Source organism: Arsukibacterium sp. UBA5043 (assembly GCA_002415085.1).
Lineage (GTDB): Bacteria > Pseudomonadota > Gammaproteobacteria > Enterobacterales > Alteromonadaceae > Alishewanella.
Genome location: DIBV01000002.1, coordinates 153,262 through 170,116, shown reverse-complemented (window position 1 = coordinate 170,116; position 16,855 = coordinate 153,262). Strand labels below are relative to the sequence as shown.

General features: G+C 47.2%; 15 protein-coding genes and 1 tRNA gene. 13 read left to right on the top strand and 3 right to left on the bottom strand.

Going from position 1 to position 16,855, the window contains the following annotated elements; genetic code table 11:
• The first annotated feature begins 363 nt into the window (after window positions 1-363).
• From B2Q61_RS02905 to B2Q61_RS02870, 8 genes are all read left to right on the top strand, one after another.
• Window positions 364-2,427, top strand: a complete 2,064-nt coding sequence (locus tag B2Q61_RS02905) for an alpha/beta hydrolase family protein (protein ID WP_290620983.1) — start codon at window positions 364-366, stop codon at window positions 2,425-2,427.
• Between the two features lie 152 nt (window positions 2,428-2,579).
• Window positions 2,580-2,656: transfer RNA gene (locus B2Q61_RS02900), tRNA-Trp, on the top strand.
• Window positions 2,657-2,668: 12 nt separating this feature from the next.
• Window positions 2,669-3,013 (top strand): hypothetical protein, encoded by a 345-nt coding sequence (locus B2Q61_RS02895; RefSeq protein ID WP_290620985.1) that lies wholly within the window; start codon window positions 2,669-2,671, stop codon window positions 3,011-3,013.
• Window positions 3,000-3,452: a ribosomal protein S18-alanine N-acetyltransferase gene (rimI, locus tag B2Q61_RS02890; protein WP_290620987.1), complete on the top strand. Its 453-nt coding sequence runs from the start codon at window positions 3,000-3,002 to the stop codon at window positions 3,450-3,452. The genes B2Q61_RS02895 and rimI overlap by 14 nt, the downstream gene beginning before the upstream one ends.
• A 102-nt stretch (window positions 3,453-3,554) precedes the next feature.
• On the top strand, window positions 3,555-5,141 hold the full coding sequence (gene prfC / locus B2Q61_RS02885; protein ID WP_290620989.1) for a peptide chain release factor 3: 1,587 nt from the start codon (window positions 3,555-3,557) through the stop codon (window positions 5,139-5,141).
• 12 nt (window positions 5,142-5,153) lie between these two features.
• Window positions 5,154-6,893, top strand: coding sequence for an arginine--tRNA ligase (argS, locus tag B2Q61_RS02880; RefSeq protein ID WP_290620991.1), 1,740 nt, complete (start codon window positions 5,154-5,156; stop codon window positions 6,891-6,893).
• Window positions 6,893-7,543, top strand: coding sequence for a pyridoxamine 5'-phosphate oxidase (gene pdxH, locus B2Q61_RS02875; RefSeq protein WP_290620993.1), 651 nt, complete (start codon window positions 6,893-6,895; stop codon window positions 7,541-7,543). The genes argS and pdxH overlap by 1 nt, the downstream gene beginning before the upstream one ends.
• A complete protein-coding gene (locus B2Q61_RS02870) occupies window positions 7,534-8,337 on the top strand; it encodes a TatD family hydrolase (protein ID WP_290620995.1) in 804 nt (267 codons plus the stop codon). Before pdxH ends, B2Q61_RS02870 begins: the two co-directional genes overlap by 10 nt.
• Here the strand turns inward: B2Q61_RS02870 and B2Q61_RS02865 are convergent.
• Window positions 8,323-8,910 (bottom strand): AhpA/YtjB family protein, encoded by a 588-nt coding sequence (locus B2Q61_RS02865; RefSeq protein ID WP_290620997.1) that lies wholly within the window; start codon window positions 8,908-8,910, stop codon window positions 8,323-8,325. The two genes, B2Q61_RS02870 and B2Q61_RS02865, sit on opposite strands and share 15 nt — an antisense overlap.
• A 76-nt stretch (window positions 8,911-8,986) precedes the next feature.
• On the opposite strand from B2Q61_RS02865, the gene serB reads away from it, so the two are divergent.
• The 3 genes from serB to B2Q61_RS02850 all read left to right on the top strand — a co-directional run bounded on the left by serB (window position 8,987) and on the right by B2Q61_RS02850 (window position 10,941).
• Window positions 8,987-10,045: a phosphoserine phosphatase SerB gene (gene serB / locus B2Q61_RS02860; RefSeq protein ID WP_290620999.1), complete on the top strand. Its 1,059-nt coding sequence runs from the start codon at window positions 8,987-8,989 to the stop codon at window positions 10,043-10,045.
• Window positions 10,042-10,269, top strand: coding sequence for a hypothetical protein (locus B2Q61_RS02855; protein WP_290621001.1), 228 nt, complete (start codon window positions 10,042-10,044; stop codon window positions 10,267-10,269). The genes serB and B2Q61_RS02855 overlap by 4 nt, the downstream gene beginning before the upstream one ends.
• Before the next feature lie 147 nt (window positions 10,270-10,416).
• The gene (locus tag B2Q61_RS02850; RefSeq protein WP_290621003.1) at window positions 10,417-10,941 is read left to right on the top strand and encodes a hypothetical protein; all 525 of its coding nucleotides are present in this window, start codon (window positions 10,417-10,419) and stop codon (window positions 10,939-10,941) included.
• Window positions 10,942-10,965: 24 nt separating this feature from the next.
• Here the strand turns inward: B2Q61_RS02850 and B2Q61_RS02845 are convergent, their stop codons facing one another.
• Entirely contained in the window at window positions 10,966-13,476 is a 2,511-nt protein-coding gene (locus tag B2Q61_RS02845; protein WP_290621005.1) for a PilZ domain-containing protein, read from the bottom strand.
• A 118-nt stretch (window positions 13,477-13,594) separates the two neighbouring features.
• Between B2Q61_RS02845 and radA the strand changes: the two genes are divergently transcribed.
• Window positions 13,595-14,953: a DNA repair protein RadA gene (radA, locus tag B2Q61_RS02840; protein WP_290621007.1), complete on the top strand. Its 1,359-nt coding sequence runs from the start codon at window positions 13,595-13,597 to the stop codon at window positions 14,951-14,953.
• A 53-nt stretch (window positions 14,954-15,006) separates the two neighbouring features.
• Here radA and B2Q61_RS02835 read toward each other — a convergent pair whose 3' ends face one another.
• Entirely contained in the window at window positions 15,007-15,753 is a 747-nt protein-coding gene (locus B2Q61_RS02835) for an outer membrane protein assembly factor BamD (protein ID WP_290621009.1), read from the bottom strand.
• A 122-nt stretch (window positions 15,754-15,875) separates the two neighbouring features.
• Here B2Q61_RS02835 and rluD point away from each other — a divergent pair, with 122 nt between their 5' ends.
• Entirely contained in the window at window positions 15,876-16,850 is a 975-nt protein-coding gene (rluD, locus tag B2Q61_RS02830; RefSeq protein ID WP_290621011.1) for a 23S rRNA pseudouridine(1911/1915/1917) synthase RluD, read from the top strand.
• The last annotated feature ends 5 nt before the right edge of the window (window positions 16,851-16,855 follow it).

The window sequence follows — 16,855 nt, the reverse complement described above, 5'->3', positions numbered from 1 at the left end:
TACACCGCCAGGCTCCCAATAAATCCAAAGAGCCCACTCAATCGAGTGGGCTTTTTGCTTTATCCGCTGCGCGGGTGTACGACACTCCCACCCCAGCCACAGCGCTTCGCTGGTGGCATTGCGAAACACTTCCCTGTGTTTCGCCCTTCGGGCCTGCCTGCGGCAGTCCAAAACTGCTCCCGGCAGTTTTGTCGCCATGCGAGAGTAGGGCGACCCCAGGCGACAAGCAAGCTTTGCGTAAGTGTGAGCACTGTAGTACACCGCCGGCTTATCTCTGTCTTTGCCCGCTTAAGCGCAACATTTTCACCTCGCTGCAAAAATAGGCTAGTATCATCCGATAATTTTCAACAAATGGATATTCGGATGAGTTTAACTAAGCTAACAAGCCGCCTGTGTTTTACCACAGCGCTGCTATTCAGCCTTTCTGGCTTTAGTGTTGCCGCTAAGCCGCTGCAATATGAAGATGTGTTTGAACTTGAATTTGTATCGGATCCTCAGCCAAATGCCAGCGGCAATAAGATTGTGTTTGTGCGCAACTGGATGGATAAGCAAGCAGATCGTCGGCGTATGACGTTATGGTTAAGCTCTGCAGATGGTAAGCAGCTAGAGCCGTTAACAGATAAAGATATCAATGCCAGCTCGCCACGCTGGGCACCGGATAATCAACGTTTGGCGTTTATTGCCAATGGTCAGATCCATATTAAATGGCTGGATTCAGGGCGGACATCGCAGCTGGGGCAATTAACGCAAAGCCCTGCCAATTTAAGCTGGTCACCGGATGGCAATTGGCTGGCCTTTAGCATGTTTAGCCCAAAACCGGTAAAGTCACCGCTAACCCTGCCTGGTAAGCCTGAAAACGCAGATTGGGCGAAAGCCGCAGTTTATATTGACAGCAAACAGTATCGGGTTGATGGTGCCGGCTATACCAAATCCGGTTTCCGGCATATCTATATAATGCCTTCATCCGGCGGCTCAGCCATTCAGTTGACTGAGGGCGATTTTAATCATTCTGGTACAATTAGCTGGGCCAATGATAGTAAAGCAATATATTTTTCAGCCAATCGTCATCCTCAGTGGCAGTCTAAACCGTTAAACAGTGAGCTTTTTAAGTTAACGCTGGACGAACGTAAGCTGACCCAACTGACCGATCGTAATGGACCCGATAACAGCCCGTTATTATCGCCTGATGGCAAACACATAGCCTTTGTAGGTTTTGACGATCGAAAACTGGCCCATCAGGCTGATCGGTTGTATGTGATGAATATTGACGGCAGTAATATCCGCAACTTAACTGAGGATTTGGACCGATCTATTGATGATTTTCAGTGGCTAGCCAACAGCAAAGCCTTGTATATCTCTTATGATAATGAAGGTAAAGGTATTCTGGCTGAACAAGCCTTATCCGGTAAACGCAGCATTATTACTGCAGATTTGGGTGGTGGCTCATACGGCCGGCCGTACAGTGGTGGTCAGTTTGCCGCAGCAAATAACGGCTTGGTTGCCTACACTCAGATGAGTAGCCAGCAGCCGGCTGAGCTGGCGGTGATTATCAAAGGTAAAAAACGGACGTTAACCGAACTGAATGCTGACCTGCTGTTTGCGCGTGATATCGGTAAGGTAGAAGAATTTTGGTACAATTCATCAGTTGACCAGCGCAAATTGCACGGCTGGATTATCTATCCGCCAGAGTTTGACCCAAAACAACAATATCCGTTAATCCTGGAAATCCATGGCGGCCCGCACACCGCCTACGGCCCGCATTTTGCGATGGAGCTGCAACTGATGGCAGCTAAGGGATATGTTGTGCTCTATACCAACCCGCGAGGTAGCACCAGTTACGGTGAAGACTTTGCTAACCTTATTCATCATAATTACCCCAGTCAGGATTTTAACGATCTGATGGACGGCGTTGATGCAGTAATTGCGAAAGGTTTTATCGACGAAAAAGCGTTATTTGTTACCGGCGGCAGCGGTGGCGGTGCATTAACAGCCTGGATAGTTGGCCACACCGACCGGTTTGCCGCTGCGGTATCGGTAAAGCCGGTTATTAACTGGATTAGCTTTGTATTAAATGCCGATATGTACAGTTACTTCAGCCAATACTGGTTCCCTGCTATGCCATGGGAAAATCCTGAACATTATTTAAAGTATTCACCAATCAGTTATGTTGGCAACGTAACTACACCCACTATGTTGATGACTGGTGAGGCGGACCATCGTACACCCATCTCAGAAACAGAGCAGTTTTATCAGGCATTGCAATTACGTGGCATTGAGACAGCGATGGTAAGGATCCCCGAAGCGTCGCATTCCATTTATAGCCGGCCCAGCAATTTAATGGCAAAGACGGCATATATTCTGTACTGGTTTGATAAGTATCGACATGATAAAGATAATGGAGACAGTACCACAGCAACATCGCATTAGCTGAGTTCAGCCCGGTAGGCAAACTGCCGGGTTTCTGTTAAGTTTAAAGCCAATATACAGGTGGATGTTCGTTTTATATGCAATTGAATGCGTTAGTGCAGCTTTTTGCTTTACCTTTGGAGAGGCTTTTGTATAATGGCGCCTCCAACGCTAGGGGCATAGTTCCAATTGGTAGAACAGCGGTCTCCAAAACCGATGGTTGGGGGTTCGAATCCCTCTGCCCCTGCCACTCTTCTTTATTATGAATATATCAGCAAGCCAGTCTCAGTTACTCCGTCAGCTTAATATCAAGCCACTTCAGGCACGCTCAGGTTTTTTCACCCACAATACCAGTTCAGAAAATCTGACCAGTGTTAGGGATACAGCTGGCTTGCTGCAACCAGAAGCTACCGTACTAAGTGCGGATATTACTCTGTTGCTGAGACAATCTGTGGTTACTGATTGGCAGATTGACCCTGATGCGACTCAATGCCAGCTAAATAATAATATACTGATAACCCCCGCTCTTACTGCGCTGCAACAGCCCGGCCTTAAGCAACAGCTATGGATATTACTACAACCTTTGCTGGTTAATGATGTTGATTAAAGCGCTTACAACTGCTGATATACCTGCTTTACTGTCAATTGAAACGGTGGCCAATCGCTATCCATGGACAGAAGGTGTATTTACATCTTGTTTTGGCAGTCAATATTTCAATTTTGGTATTTTTGCAAATGATCAATTGCTGGGTTTTTATTTCGGCCAGTTTATTGCTATTGAAAGTCAGCTGTTTAACATTTGCATCCGACGTGATCAGCAAGGCAATGGTCTTGGCGGTAAGTTGCTGACGCATTTTATTGCCCAATCTGAGCAGCGTGAGGCAACAGAAGCCTGGCTGGAAGTCAGGGCGTCCAATGTTTCTGCCATTAATTTGTACACTAAACTTGGCTTTATTGAAGCCGGGCGTCGGCCAAACTACTACAGTAGTGCTGGCGGTAAAGAAGACGCTATCATGATGTGTCTGCCACTTCGGTTTTCAAATTAATCCGGCGCTGTGCCAGCGCCAGTGATGCTGCTATAATCCCCGACAATTATTTTTCATTGCTATGTCAGCCAGCTCTCTGGTTGTTAACTGATATTGGATACCATGACTAAAGATAAATTTCTGCATGAAATAGACAGCAGACGCACTTTCGCGATTATTTCGCACCCCGATGCCGGTAAAACGACTATTACTGAAAAAGTATTATTGTTCGGGCACCTGATTCAAAAAGCAGGTACGGTAAAAGGCAAGAAATCCGGCCAGTTTGCTACCTCAGACTGGATGGAGATGGAAAAAGAGCGTGGGATCTCTGTCACCACTTCAGTTATGCAGTTTCCTTACAATGACTGTCTGGTGAACCTGCTTGATACTCCTGGTCATGAAGATTTCTCGGAAGACACTTACCGTACGCTGACGGCTGTAGACTCTTGTCTGATGGTAATTGACGGCGCCAAGGGTGTTGAAGACCGCACTATTAAACTGATGGAAGTGACCCGGCTGCGTGATACGCCTATTATCACCTTTATGAACAAAATGGATCGCGACATTCGCGACCCGGTTGATCTGCTGGACGAAGTAGAAAGTGTGTTAAAAATCGCTTGTGCGCCGATTACCTGGCCTATTGCCTCAGGTAAGGAATTTAAAGGCGTTTACCATATTCTGCGTGATGAAATTATTTTGTATAAATCGGGTATGGGGCACACTATCCAGGAAGTAGATGTGATTAAGGGCCTGAATAACCCAGAGTTGGATAAACGTATTGGCTATTATGCTCAGCAATTACGTGATGAGATGGAGCTGGTTCAGGGCGCCAGCAATGAGTTTGATCAGGAGCTATTTTTAAAAGGTGAATTAACGCCGGTCTTCTTTGGTACTGCATTGGGTAACTTTGGTGTCGATCATATGCTTGATGGTCTGACGCAGTGGGCGCCGAAGCCACAATCCCGCCTGACCAACAGCCGTGAAGTTGCCCCCGTTGAGCCAGGTTTCAGTGGTTTTGTGTTTAAAATACAAGCCAATATGGACCCGAAACATCGTGACCGGGTCGCTTTTCTGCGTATTGTTTCCGGTAAATATGAAAAGGGTATGAAAGTACGACATGTACGGATCGGTAAGGATGTATTGATCCCGCAAGCACTGACTTTTCTGGCTGGCGACCGGGAGCATCTGGACGTGGCTTATCCTGGCGATATTATCGGCTTACATAATCATGGCACCATTAAAATTGGCGATACCTTCACTACTGGTGAAGATATGCAATTTAGTGGTATTCCTAATTTTGCCCCTGAATTATTCCGGCGGATCCGTTTACGTGATCCTTTAAAGCAAAAGCAGTTACTCAAAGGGTTGGTACAATTATCTGAAGAAGGCGCAGTGCAGGTCTTCCGACCCCTGGATACTAATGATTTAATCGTTGGCGCAGTGGGGGTATTGCAGTTTGATGTCGTGGTTAGCCGTTTGAAATCTGAATATAATGTTGATGCTATCTACGAAAGCGTTAACGTCGCGACCGCTCGCTGGGTGTATAGCAATGATGGCAAAGCCTTACAAGAGTTTCAAAACAAAGCCAGCGCTAACCTGGCGCTCGATGGTGGTGACAATCTGACGTATATTGCGCCGACGATGGTGAATCTTAATCTGGCCACTGAACGCTACCCGAAAATCTCTTTCCAGAAGACCCGTGAACATTAACAGGCCGGTATTATGAATATTAAGCAACTTCTTAATGACAGAACGTTAGTCGCCTTCAACACACTGGGATTGCCGGAAGGCACTAATCCCGCTGTTACCCAAAGTACCCGGCCTGAATTTGGTGAGTATCAGATTAATGGTGCTATGGGCGCTGCAAAGTTATTAAAAACTAACCCGAGGGAACTGGCCGGCAAACTGCTGACGCTGCTGGATTTAAGCGATATCGCTGAAAAAGCAGAGATCGCCGGTCCCGGCTTTATTAACGTTTCGCTGAAAGCCGACTGGTTGGCTTCGCAGCTAAAACAAGCCGCTACAGACGTACGCTTGGGGGTCAGCATAAACCCGCAACCGCAAACCGTCGTGGTGGATTACTCAGCGCCTAATCTTGCGAAAGAGATGCATGTCGGGCATTTACGCTCAACTATAATCGGAGATGCGGTGGTTCGTACTCTGGAGTTCTGGGGCGATAAAGTTATCCGCCAGAATCATATGGGTGATTGGGGCACCCAGTTCGGCATGCTGATAGCACACCTGGAAGATAAAATTGCCGCCGGGATCGATTTAGAACAGGTAGCTTTGGCAGATCTGGAAGATTTTTATCGCGAAGCGAAAAAGCGTTTTGATGATGAAACCGGCTTTGCGGATAAGTCGCGTCAGTATGTGGTAAAGCTGCAAAGCGGCGACGAACATTGTCAGAAATTATGGCAGTTGTTTATCGATACCTCGATTAAACACAGCGACGAGGTGTATCACAAGCTTAATGTGACCCTAAAGCACGCTGATATCAAACCAGAAAGTGCTTACAACAGCATGTTACATGGCATAGTGGATGATTTGCAGCAGCGAAAACTTGCCGTGGAAAGTATGGGGGCGCTGGTGGTGTTTTTAGCGGAGCTAGCTGATAAAGAGGGCAATCCGTCGCCTTTTATTATCCAGAAAACCGGTGGCGGCTTTTTGTACTCCACCACTGATTTAGCCGCATGTCAGTACCGCAGCCACGAGTTATCTGCCGATCGAATTATTATTTTTACTGATGCCCGTCAGGCGCTGCATTTTAAACAAGTAGAGCTGGTAGCACGTAAAGCGGGTTATTTGCGCGATAGTACGGCTTACGATCATTGTCCTTTTGGCACCATGATGGGGGAAGATGGTAAACCGTTCAAAACCCGCAGCGGTGGCACGGTAAAACTTGCTGATTTACTGGAAGAAGCCGTAGTTCGGGCTAATACCTTGCTGCAGGAAAAAGCGACAGAGTTGACCGCTGAAGAAGTTGCAGAAATTGCTAACAAGGTAGGAATTGGCGCAGTAAAATTTGCCGATTTATCGAAAAACCGCACCAGCGATTATATATTCAGCTGGGAGGCGATGCTAAGCTTTGAAGGGGCCACCGCCCCCTATTTACAGTACGCCTATACCAGAGTTCGCAGTATTTTGCGTAAAGCTGGGGTGGCGGATACCTTTAATGCCGCGATACAGATACAGTCTGTGCAAGAAAAACAGCTGGCTGTAAAGTTACTGCGTTTAGAAGAAACCCTGCAAATGGTGATAAAAGACGCCCAACCTAATTTGCTTTGTAATTATCTGTACGAACTCGCCAGTTTATACATGAGCTTTTACGAAGCTTGTCCAATCTTAAAAGAGGGCGTTGAACCAGAGTTGCGAAACAGCCGTTTAATGCTCAGTATTTTAGCCTCTAGAGTACTGCAGCAAGGTTTAGATTTGCTTGGGATAGAGGTAATGGAGCGTATGTAATGAAAATTGACGATATTCGCCGCAGTTACACCAAAGATAAGCTGGAGCTGAACACGCTTAACAGCGATCCGATTGCGCAGTTTGAACTCTGGTTAAAAGATGCGATTGCGGCAGAATTGCCGGACCCAACTGCGATGTGTGTGGCGAGTGTCGATAGTGAGGGCCAGCCATCCCAGCGGCTGGTGTTGCTAAAAGATGTTAATCAGCACGGTTTTACGTTTTACACTAACCTGGGTAGCCGCAAAGCAACTGAGCTGGCTGCTAACCCTAAGGTATCGCTGCACTTTCCCTGGCATCCGCTGGAGCGCCAGGTCATTGTCTTTGGCATCGCCAAGCGAGTACCAGATAGCCAGGTCATGAAATATTTTTTATCCAGGCCAAAAGAAAGCCAATTGGCAGCCTGGGCGTCAGAGCAAAGCAGGCCAGTGTCTACCCGCCAGGCACTGCTACAAAAATTTGCTGAGATAAAACATAAATTTTCAAAGGGTGAAATACCGCTGCCTTCATTCTGGGGCGGCTTTTTAATCAGACCCCATAAAATAGAATTCTGGCAAGGCGGTGAGCACCGGCTCCATGATCGCTTTATGTATAGCAGAGCCGATGATGCGCAGGAAGCCCCCCTTTGGCACATTGAACGGCTATGTCCCTGATTGCTGAACCTGCAAAATCATTCCGGCTAATTGACAGTCACTGTCATTTTGACTTACCCGAGCTTGCCCGGCAGCAGAACATCTATTGGCAGCAAGCGCAACAAGTGGGTGTGGCAGCCCTGGTTATTCCGGCGGTTGCACATACCGCCTGGACTAATTTACTTAAATTACACGCTGAACAACCCGCCTGGCATGTTGCGTTAGGTATTCATCCCTGGTGGGCCGCTGAACATACTCTGCTTAATGTAGAGCGGTTAGATCAGTTAATCCGCCAGCATGCAGATAACGTGTGTGCGGTAGGCGAAATTGGCCTGGATTTCACCATAGCCGAAAATACTTTTGTCTTACAGCAACAGTTGTTTGAGTCGCAGCTTGCTGTAGCAACAAAGCATGCTAAACCGGTAATTTTGCATCATCGGAAAAGCCAGCCTCAATTGCTGGCAGAGCTTAAAAGACAGCGGTTTCACCAGGGCGGTATTTTGCATGCATTTTCTGGCAGTCAGCAGCAGGCTAAAGCGTTTCTGGACCTTGGTTTTAAACTCGGAATTGGCGGTACCATCACCTATCAACGAGCTCAGAAAACCCGTAACACCGTACAAAAGTTGCCACCAAACAGCTTTGTGCTGGAAACCGATGCGCCAGCGATGCCTCTGGCTGGCTCACAGGGAGAGATTAATACACCCGCCAGGCTGGTTGATGTATTTGATATGTTTTGTCAATTGCGAACTGAAAGCCGGGCTGAGCTGGCAGCCGCACTTTGGCAAAATACGACAGACGTGTTAAGGCTTATGTAAACGAAAACCATGTCGTGACAGACGGGAGAAACTGCGGCGCAGCAAATAGCCGGTTAAACCGGTGATTAGTAACAACAGCAGCAGCTGTTGCATTAAGTTTTGCCAGCGAGCAAAACTGGGGTTCAGTTTGGTATCCGGTTGCAGACTAATTTTGATATAGCCGAGTAATTGTTGCTGACTACGAATTTCCTGAACCATAGGCACCAACGGTTGGCTGGCGAATTTACCGTACATTAGTCTTGCTGCCGCACTGGCTTCAGACCAGCTGATCCGCACGCCGTTACTATCGTAAAAGACCACATCGTATAAAAATGGACTGGCCGCAATATTCTGAGTAAGTTGTTCCAGACCATCAAGTTGATCATGCTCAATCAGATAGGCTGCCGCCTGAGAAAGCGTGATCAGGTTTTCCCGCATCAGTTGTTCAGCCTGGCTTTGCAGAATAGCCTGGCCCTGATTACTGGTGTTTACCCAGCTATGCAACACAAACCAGACACCCGCAACCGCAATAGCTAATTGAACCAGCTTAATAAAACTTGAAGTGGAACTCGGTATTGCGATATTGTTCTGCATATTTTTTTAAATAAACTGCTGCTGGCTCTGATGCGCTAAGCATGCCATGGTATTAACACCAAGTATAGGTTACCCATTGTCGTTCTTGATAACCGTCAGCCCGGCGCAGCTGACCAGTGCTGATATTGCCGGGCTATTGGCTCAGCAAACTGCTTTCTGGTTTCAGACCCAGGGCGAACAGCTTCATTTGCAAACGTTGCAGATAAGCCCTTTGTTTGCTGAGGCTGAATTTATTGCGTTTAATCCACCGCCAATAAGCGATTGTTCAATTCGTTTGTTTGGTAAACCGGTAGATGGCGCCCTGCTTTATGAGCTTGGTCAGTTGTTAGCTAACGGCAGCGTTCTAAAAGCATCACTGCTGCAGCCTCATCCTGATTTGCCGCCAGCGTTGCTTATTCAGCTTACTGCGACGTTGCCGCTAGAGCTGCAACAGCAGTTATATCACTTTGCTGCTGAGCAACAGATAGAACTGGTATATCTTGAGAGGCAGATAAAATTGTCTGAACCAGGTCTGTTGGTGATGGATATGGATTCGACGGCCATTACTATTGAATGCATAGATGAAATTGCTGCATTGGCCGGTGTCGGTCCTCAGGTGGCGGCGGTGACGGCCCGGGCTATGAACGGGGAACTGGATTTTGCTGCCAGTTTAATTGCGCGGGTAGCAACATTAAAAGGTGCACCGCAATCAGTATTGCAGCAAGTAGCGACAGATTTACCGTTAATGCCTGGGTTAGTTGCTCTGGTGAGCCGGTTGCAGCAACAGCACTGGCGGGTGGCTATTGCTTCAGGAGGCTTCACTTACTTTACCGATGTGCTGCAACAACGCTTAGGATTAAATGCTACTTTTGCCAATGTATTAGAGATTGAGAACGGATTATTAACCGGTAAGGTGTCAGGCGATATTGTCGATGCCTGCAGCAAAGCACGCGCTGTTACTGAGCTAGCCGAACGTTATGGAATAACGGCAGAGCAAACCGTGGCGATAGGGGATGGTGCCAATGACTTACCAATGCTGAAGACCGCCGCGTTGGGGGTGGCGTTTCATGCAAAACCCAAGGTACAGCAGGCAGTATCGGCCCGAATTAATCGCGGCTCACTGTTGCAGCTGTTATATTTACTGGACCTTGCATGAAGCATCAACAAAGCTCAATGTATGTTGATTTGCAGCAGTATCAGCTGCATATACGACGTTTAATCCCACTGCAACACTCTTTAAGTCCGATCCTGTTTTTACATGGCGCCATTGAAAATGGCCGTATTTTCTACAGTCATTCAGGAAAAGGCCTAGCCTGCTTTCTGGCCGATCAGGGATTTATTGGCTACTGTGCGGATTTTGCCGGCCGTGGTTTATCGTAACCGCAACTGGTTACGGGGTTCGACCAAAATCAACATCAGGTTATTACCCGGGATATTCCCGCGTTAATTGATTTTGTCTATCAGCAGCATCAGCAGCCGTTAACCATTGTTGCTCACTCCTGGGGTGGGGTACTTTTAGCTGCCGCGTTGGCACGTTTTCCGGAATTACTCAGTAAAGTACGGGCTAAAATCTATTTTGGAACCAAAAGGGTGATTAGCGTCCAGAGCCTGGAGCGCAAAATTAAAATTGACTGGGTCTGGAACCGCTTTGCGCCATGGTTGGGCAAAAAATATGGCTATGTACCTGCCAAAAAATGGCGGCTCGGTGCGGACAATGAGCCAAAAGCATTTTTATCCGATACGATCAGTTGGATTAAAGGAGCGCCATTTGCTGATATCACGGATGGTTTTGATTATGCCAGCGCCAGTCAGCAAACACGGTGGCCGCCAAGTTGGCACTTTGCTGCAGTAAAAGATACCTTACTTGGCCATCCAGCTGACGTTCAGCAATTTATTCATGAAACTGGCCAGCAGCAGAGTAAATATACGTTACTGGGACGTGCGCAAGGACATTTACAGGACTATGACCATATTTCTATGCTAACGCACCCGAGCGCCAGCGAAGATCACTTTGTCCAGATTAACCAGTGGCTGGTACGTCTGGATAACTGATCCAGGCGGTAAATCCGGCTATTATCACCGGCTTTTACTGTTGTTTAACCACTGCTGGCGGAAAGCATTATCGTCAGCATGCGCTGTGATACCGTAACGCCAGGCAAGTTCTTTACTGATATCTACCGCATCACCCACACCTGCCACACTCCATAGCTCTTCTTCCAGAGTTTTTGCCCTGTGAATAGCATAAACACTGATGTAACTAATTTCTTTGGCAATATAGTCGGTATCGGGTCGCCCTGTCCGGGATAAAAATAACCGGAACGCAAATAGTGTTGCTTCGCGCAACGCGTTCTTTATAAATGCCTTCTTTTGTTGTTCATCGCTGAATTCGTAATCATAGTAGCTTTCTAAAGCCGCAGAAGATCCAGATGATGCACGTGGCGCTTTAATGTACAGCTCATAACTTTTAGGGGGATCAAAGCGTTTCATCGATTTAAGCTGTTGAGCAAATTGCAGGTTGGCTGTGCTGTTTTTCAGTAACAGTTCTAAATCAAGCGCTCCCTGATTACTGTGTTGCAATAGCAAGGTATGCAGCGCGTTTGGTGAGGCCCCCTGAGCGACCACATTCAGTTCGTAACGAATGCCTTTTCGGTGCAGGTAAAAAGCAAAGTTATTCAGCGCTTTTAAGTACATGTTGCGCAACGCTTCCGATAAACCCGGATATTTAGGGGTTTCTTCTGCCAGGGTCAGTTTTGCCCGGTTATTTTGAATTAACTGTTGGAAGAACTGCTTGCCCGTATGACCTGCATCAGTAGCAAGCGCTCTCAAATTCATGATGCTCTGACTTTTGCTCACGGCCATCACTTCGTAGGGCAACTTGGTTAACTGGTGCTTATTAGTGATTTTCTGCAGGTCGACTAAATCCAGCTCAACGATATCACCCTTTTGGTATTGCACCGGCTGCACAGTTTCAATTTGTAAACCACCGGTAGAGAAATCACGACTGAACCCGGCAACCAATTGCTCGTTTTGTTGCAGCTGTACCGAGGTTTTATATAAATAGCGTGATTCTGCCCGCAGATTAATATACTGGACCGGCACTGCCTCGCATGGCGGTACTTGCGGCAATTTTCTGTGGCCAAATTGATTTAACTGTCCGAGATGGGCTGGGTTATAACTATATTGCTGATAGCTCGTCGCATTATTAGAAGTAATATCGGTAAGCCCGGCAATATAGCGCAGATTTTGTATCACGCCCTGTATCAGCGGGGTGATGGTTGCTTTTGCCGGGCTCGTTTCCGTATTTTGTTGCGCTTCCGGTAACGTAAAATGAGTAGTAGCATGCTGAGCTGTTGTTTTAATAAGGTTTAAATGGAACACCCGCCAGCTCGGTTTAGCGGCGCCAAAGCCAAAAAAAGTATCACGCAATTCTGGCGCGGCTAATAGTTCTTCAGCCGTGGCAGAGTAATAATATAGTTTTCCTTTGGCAGCATGAGTAAAGCAATAAAGGATAGTAGAGCGTTCAGGGCCGGGTTGGCCAAGCAAACTTTTAAGGCGTTTGACACTAAGTAACGTTATCAGTACTGAACGTTGTTGCTCATCCAGAAAATAATGCCACACTGACTTATTATAATCCGTTGTCAACGCAAAACGTGGGCTGACAGCTCCATCATTAACCGCCAGATATACTGGCAGACTGTTCAGCCTAGGCAGATAGAACTGCTCATATCCTTTAGTAGTAACCGCATCGGTTGTGTTATCGAGATTGACTTTATAGCGTCGTTTATTACCATGAATAAATTTTTGCAGAAAGTTACTGAAAACCTGATCTTGTTCGGATGGCAGTTTTTTCAAACGCCAGTAATTGACTTTATTAAGCTGTTCAATTTCTACCAGCTGATATTGAATGCCGTCAGGGGTATCGAGTGTGAACTCTTGTTCCAGACCGGTAAAATTAATGGTAACCGTATCACCGGGGCTTGCTGTTCGACCTTTAGGGATTTTTAACTTACAACCAGAAATTGATAAATCGCTGGTGGTGGCAACAAATCGACTGTTATTTACTTTAACGTCGACATCTATACCAAAATTCATGCGCTCTTCAGTGCGGCTGACGTAATGACCAAAGGTAATAAGCTTGGCTCTGGCTTGCTCACCCGGGGTAAGCTGAGGAACATCGTCGGTGGGCTCATTGCCTTCTAATACTGATTTGACCCGTTGCGCCGTTTCTTTTTTGTGCATAACCCGAAAGTTATTGTCGGCGTTCATAACGTCTTCGTAGACTCCCAGGGTGTAACCGCCATATTGTTTAATACCATTTTCAAATATCTGAATGGCATTATCATCCATGTAATGAGTTTTTCCACGGTAGACGAATGGCCGGACTTCTCCATCGACATGGCCACGCAAATCGATAAAATAATCGCATGGTTGTGCCAGACGTTTTAATTCCATTTTTAATAAAAACTGTTTAGATTTCGGTAGGTCTGCTGTGAGCAAGCTGAAAGTCTGATCAAACTCAGCAGAGTTGATCAGACTTTTCATGCGCTCAATTATGCCAACATACTCTTTCAGGTCGTCAGTGGTCATAGTTTCGTTATTCAGATGCCAAAATTCAGGCGCCTTCTGGTTATAATGGTAGTACGCTACGTGGTTATAAATTGAAAAGCAATATCTATGCCTTTCTTTCAAATTAGGATTTTTGATAATGGCAAAAGCAAAAACGGCATACGTTTGTAATGAATGTGGAGCCGACTTTATGCGTTGGCAAGGACAGTGCAGCGAATGTGGTGCCTGGAACAGCATAACCGAGGTAAGGCTTGGCGCGGTTAAAACCACTGGAACCCGCCAGGGCTATGCCGGTGCTGCTCAGGCCAGAGTCATGCGGCTGGATGAAGTTGACTTGCAGGACGTACCGCGGTTTAGTTCGGGTTTTGCCGAGTTTGACCGGGTGCTCGGCGGCGGCATTGTGCCGGGGTCGGCAATCCTAATTGGCGGCGCGCCCGGTGCCGGCAAAAGTACCTTGCTGCTGCAATTGATGTGTGGCCTGGCAGAGCAGGGCAATGCGTTATATGTAACAGGCGAGGAATCTTTGCAACAGGTTGCAATGCGGGCTCAGCGCTTGGGTTTACCCAGTAGTAAGCTGAATATGCTGGCTGAGACGAATGTCGAAACGGTGTGTTTACTGGCGCAGCAGGAAAAGCCGCGGATTATGGTAATCGACTCTATTCAGGTGATGCATCTGGCCGATATCCAATCGGCACCTGGCAGTGTATCGCAGGTAAGAGAAAGCGCCGCGTTTTTAACCCGTTTCGCCAAACAATATAATATTGCCATTATTATGGTTGGCCACGTCACGAAAGATGGTTCGCTGGCTGGCCCTAAAGTGCTGGAGCATTGTATTGATTGTTCGGTAATGCTGGAAGGAGATACAGATAGCCGTTATCGCACTTTGCGAGGCAACAAAAACCGCTTTGGTCCGGTAAATGAGCTTGGGGTATTTGCCATGACCGGGCAGGGTATGAAAGAAGTGAAAAACCCTTCGGCGATTTTTTTAACCCGGGGCAAAGACGATCAGTCTGGCAGTATTGTTATGGTGTTATGGGAAGGCACCCGGCCATTATTAGTGGAGATCCAGGGGCTGGTTGATCACTCGCCCTTAAATAACCCACGCCGGGTCACCCTGGGCATGGAACAGAACCGGATTTCGATGCTACTGGCTGTAATGCATCGTCATGCCGGTATTCAGATGGCGGATCAGGATGTGTTTGTTAATGTGGTGGGCGGCGTAAAGGTTAATGAAACCAGTGCCGATTTAGCCACCTTACTGGCATTGGTTTCGAGCTTTCGGGATAGACCCCTACCTAATGATTTGGTGGTGTTTGGAGAAGTAGGTCTGGCTGGAGAGATCCGACCGGTGCCCAGTGGGATAGAGCGCTTGAAAGAGGCGGCAAAACATGGCTTTAAACGGGCTATCGTGCCGCTTGGCAATAAGCCCAAAGAGCCAATCAGTGGTATGGAAGTTGTAGCGGTGGCAAAACTGGCAGATGCGCTGGAAGCGATTTAAACAAAGCTGCTCAACCGCATTGTCAGGCCCCGGCGAACCGGGGCCTGATGACATCAGAAGCGATTATTCGCGGGAAAATTGTGTTTTAAAACCTTTACGGTGTCAGTTTTAAGTTTCTCCAGACCCAGCTTGTCGTAGCTTTCAACCATAACCTCAAGCGCCTGCTCCACATGAGGTGAGTCGCGATAATACTCTACAATATATTTGCCGCGGTTAGCTGCAGCCAGAAACGCGCCACGGCGCATATAATAGTCAGCAACTAATAATTCATGCCGGGCCAGAGTGTCTTTAATCTGTACCATTCGCTTTTTTGCTTCAGCACTGTATTTGCTTTCTGGATAATTACTGACCAGAATTTTAAAATCATCAAATGCCTGTCGGGTACTACTTAAATCGCGGTCAGCGCGGTCAACGCCAAAGAATTCCTGAAAACTATTTTCGTCGGCTTTTAAGTTCGCCAGACCCCGCATATAGTAAACGTAATCCAGATCCGGTTGATTCGGGTTAAGTCGGATAAAACGGTCAATACTGGCTATTGCTTGCGGCAAATTTCCAGCTTTATAGTAGGCGTAAATTAAGTCCAGCTGCACCTGACGAGCTAAGGGTCCAAACGGATAGCGTGATTCTACCGCCTGCAATAATTCAACGGCTCTGTTGTATAAACCGTTATCTAATACTTCTTTTGCCTGTTGATACATTGCCTGAGCAGTCTGACTGCTTGGATCTGGCTGGGCAGGCTTGCCAGCACAGGCACTTAACGCTAAAGAAACCACTACTATCAGTAAAAAATTCGCTTTCATGTAAAAATCCGTAACTACTTGGCTAAATGGCTGTCTAGTCGGGAGTAAAATCGCTAAAATAACCGCTAATGCGATTCTACCCCAGATAAGTTGGGGTTGCACACAGGATAACTGCTTCCGTCATGACAAAACAGATAAAACTTTCACAAATCGTCCCGGACCACTTTTATGGTATGCGCTTAGATCAGGTTTTAGCCGAAATGTTCCCGGATTATTCACGCTCTCGTTTAAAAGAGTGGATCCTCGCGGATGCCGTGCAGCTTGATCAGAGCATTCAAAACTTACCAAAGTTTAAAGTAGTTGGTGGCGAGCAGGTTGATATTATTGCAGATATTGTCGAAGAGCAACGCTTTGGTGCCGAGCAAATCGCGCTGGATATCCTGCATGAAGATGAGCATATTCTGGTGATAAATAAACCTGCAGGCCTGGTGGTGCACCCTGGTGCGGGTAATGCTGATGGCACACTGCTTAATGCCTTATTACATCATTGTCCGTCAATTGCGGAAGTTCCCCGGGCTGGTATTATTCATCGTTTGGATAAAGACACTACGGGTTTAATGGTGGTTGCGAAAACCATTCCGGCGCAAACCCATCTGGTAGAAGCGATGCAAGCCCGGGAAATTACCCGCGAATACGAAGCCATTTGTTACGGCAAAATGACCGGAGGTGGTTTTGTTAATCAGCCGATTGGCCGTCACCAGACTAAACGAACCCAAATGGCAGTGATTGATGGCGGCAAGCCAGCCGTGACGCATTACCGCGTAATGGAAAAATATCGTGGCCATACCCGGCTCCGCCTGCGTCTGGAGACGGGGCGAACTCATCAAATCCGGGTACATATGGCATTTATTAATCATTCTCTGGTGGGTGATCCGGTATATGGCGGCCGGCCGCGGCCACCGCGCAAAGCGGCAGAAAGTTTATTGGTGATGATGCGTAATTTTAAGCGTCAGGCTCTGCATGCGGCGATGCTGCGGCTGGCTCATCCTATCACCAGTGAAATTCTGGAATGGCACGCGCCACTACCGGATGATTTAGTTGAGCTCAATGCGGCGCTGCGGGCTGATACGTTGTTGCACGGGATGGACGAAGCCTGAGTTGC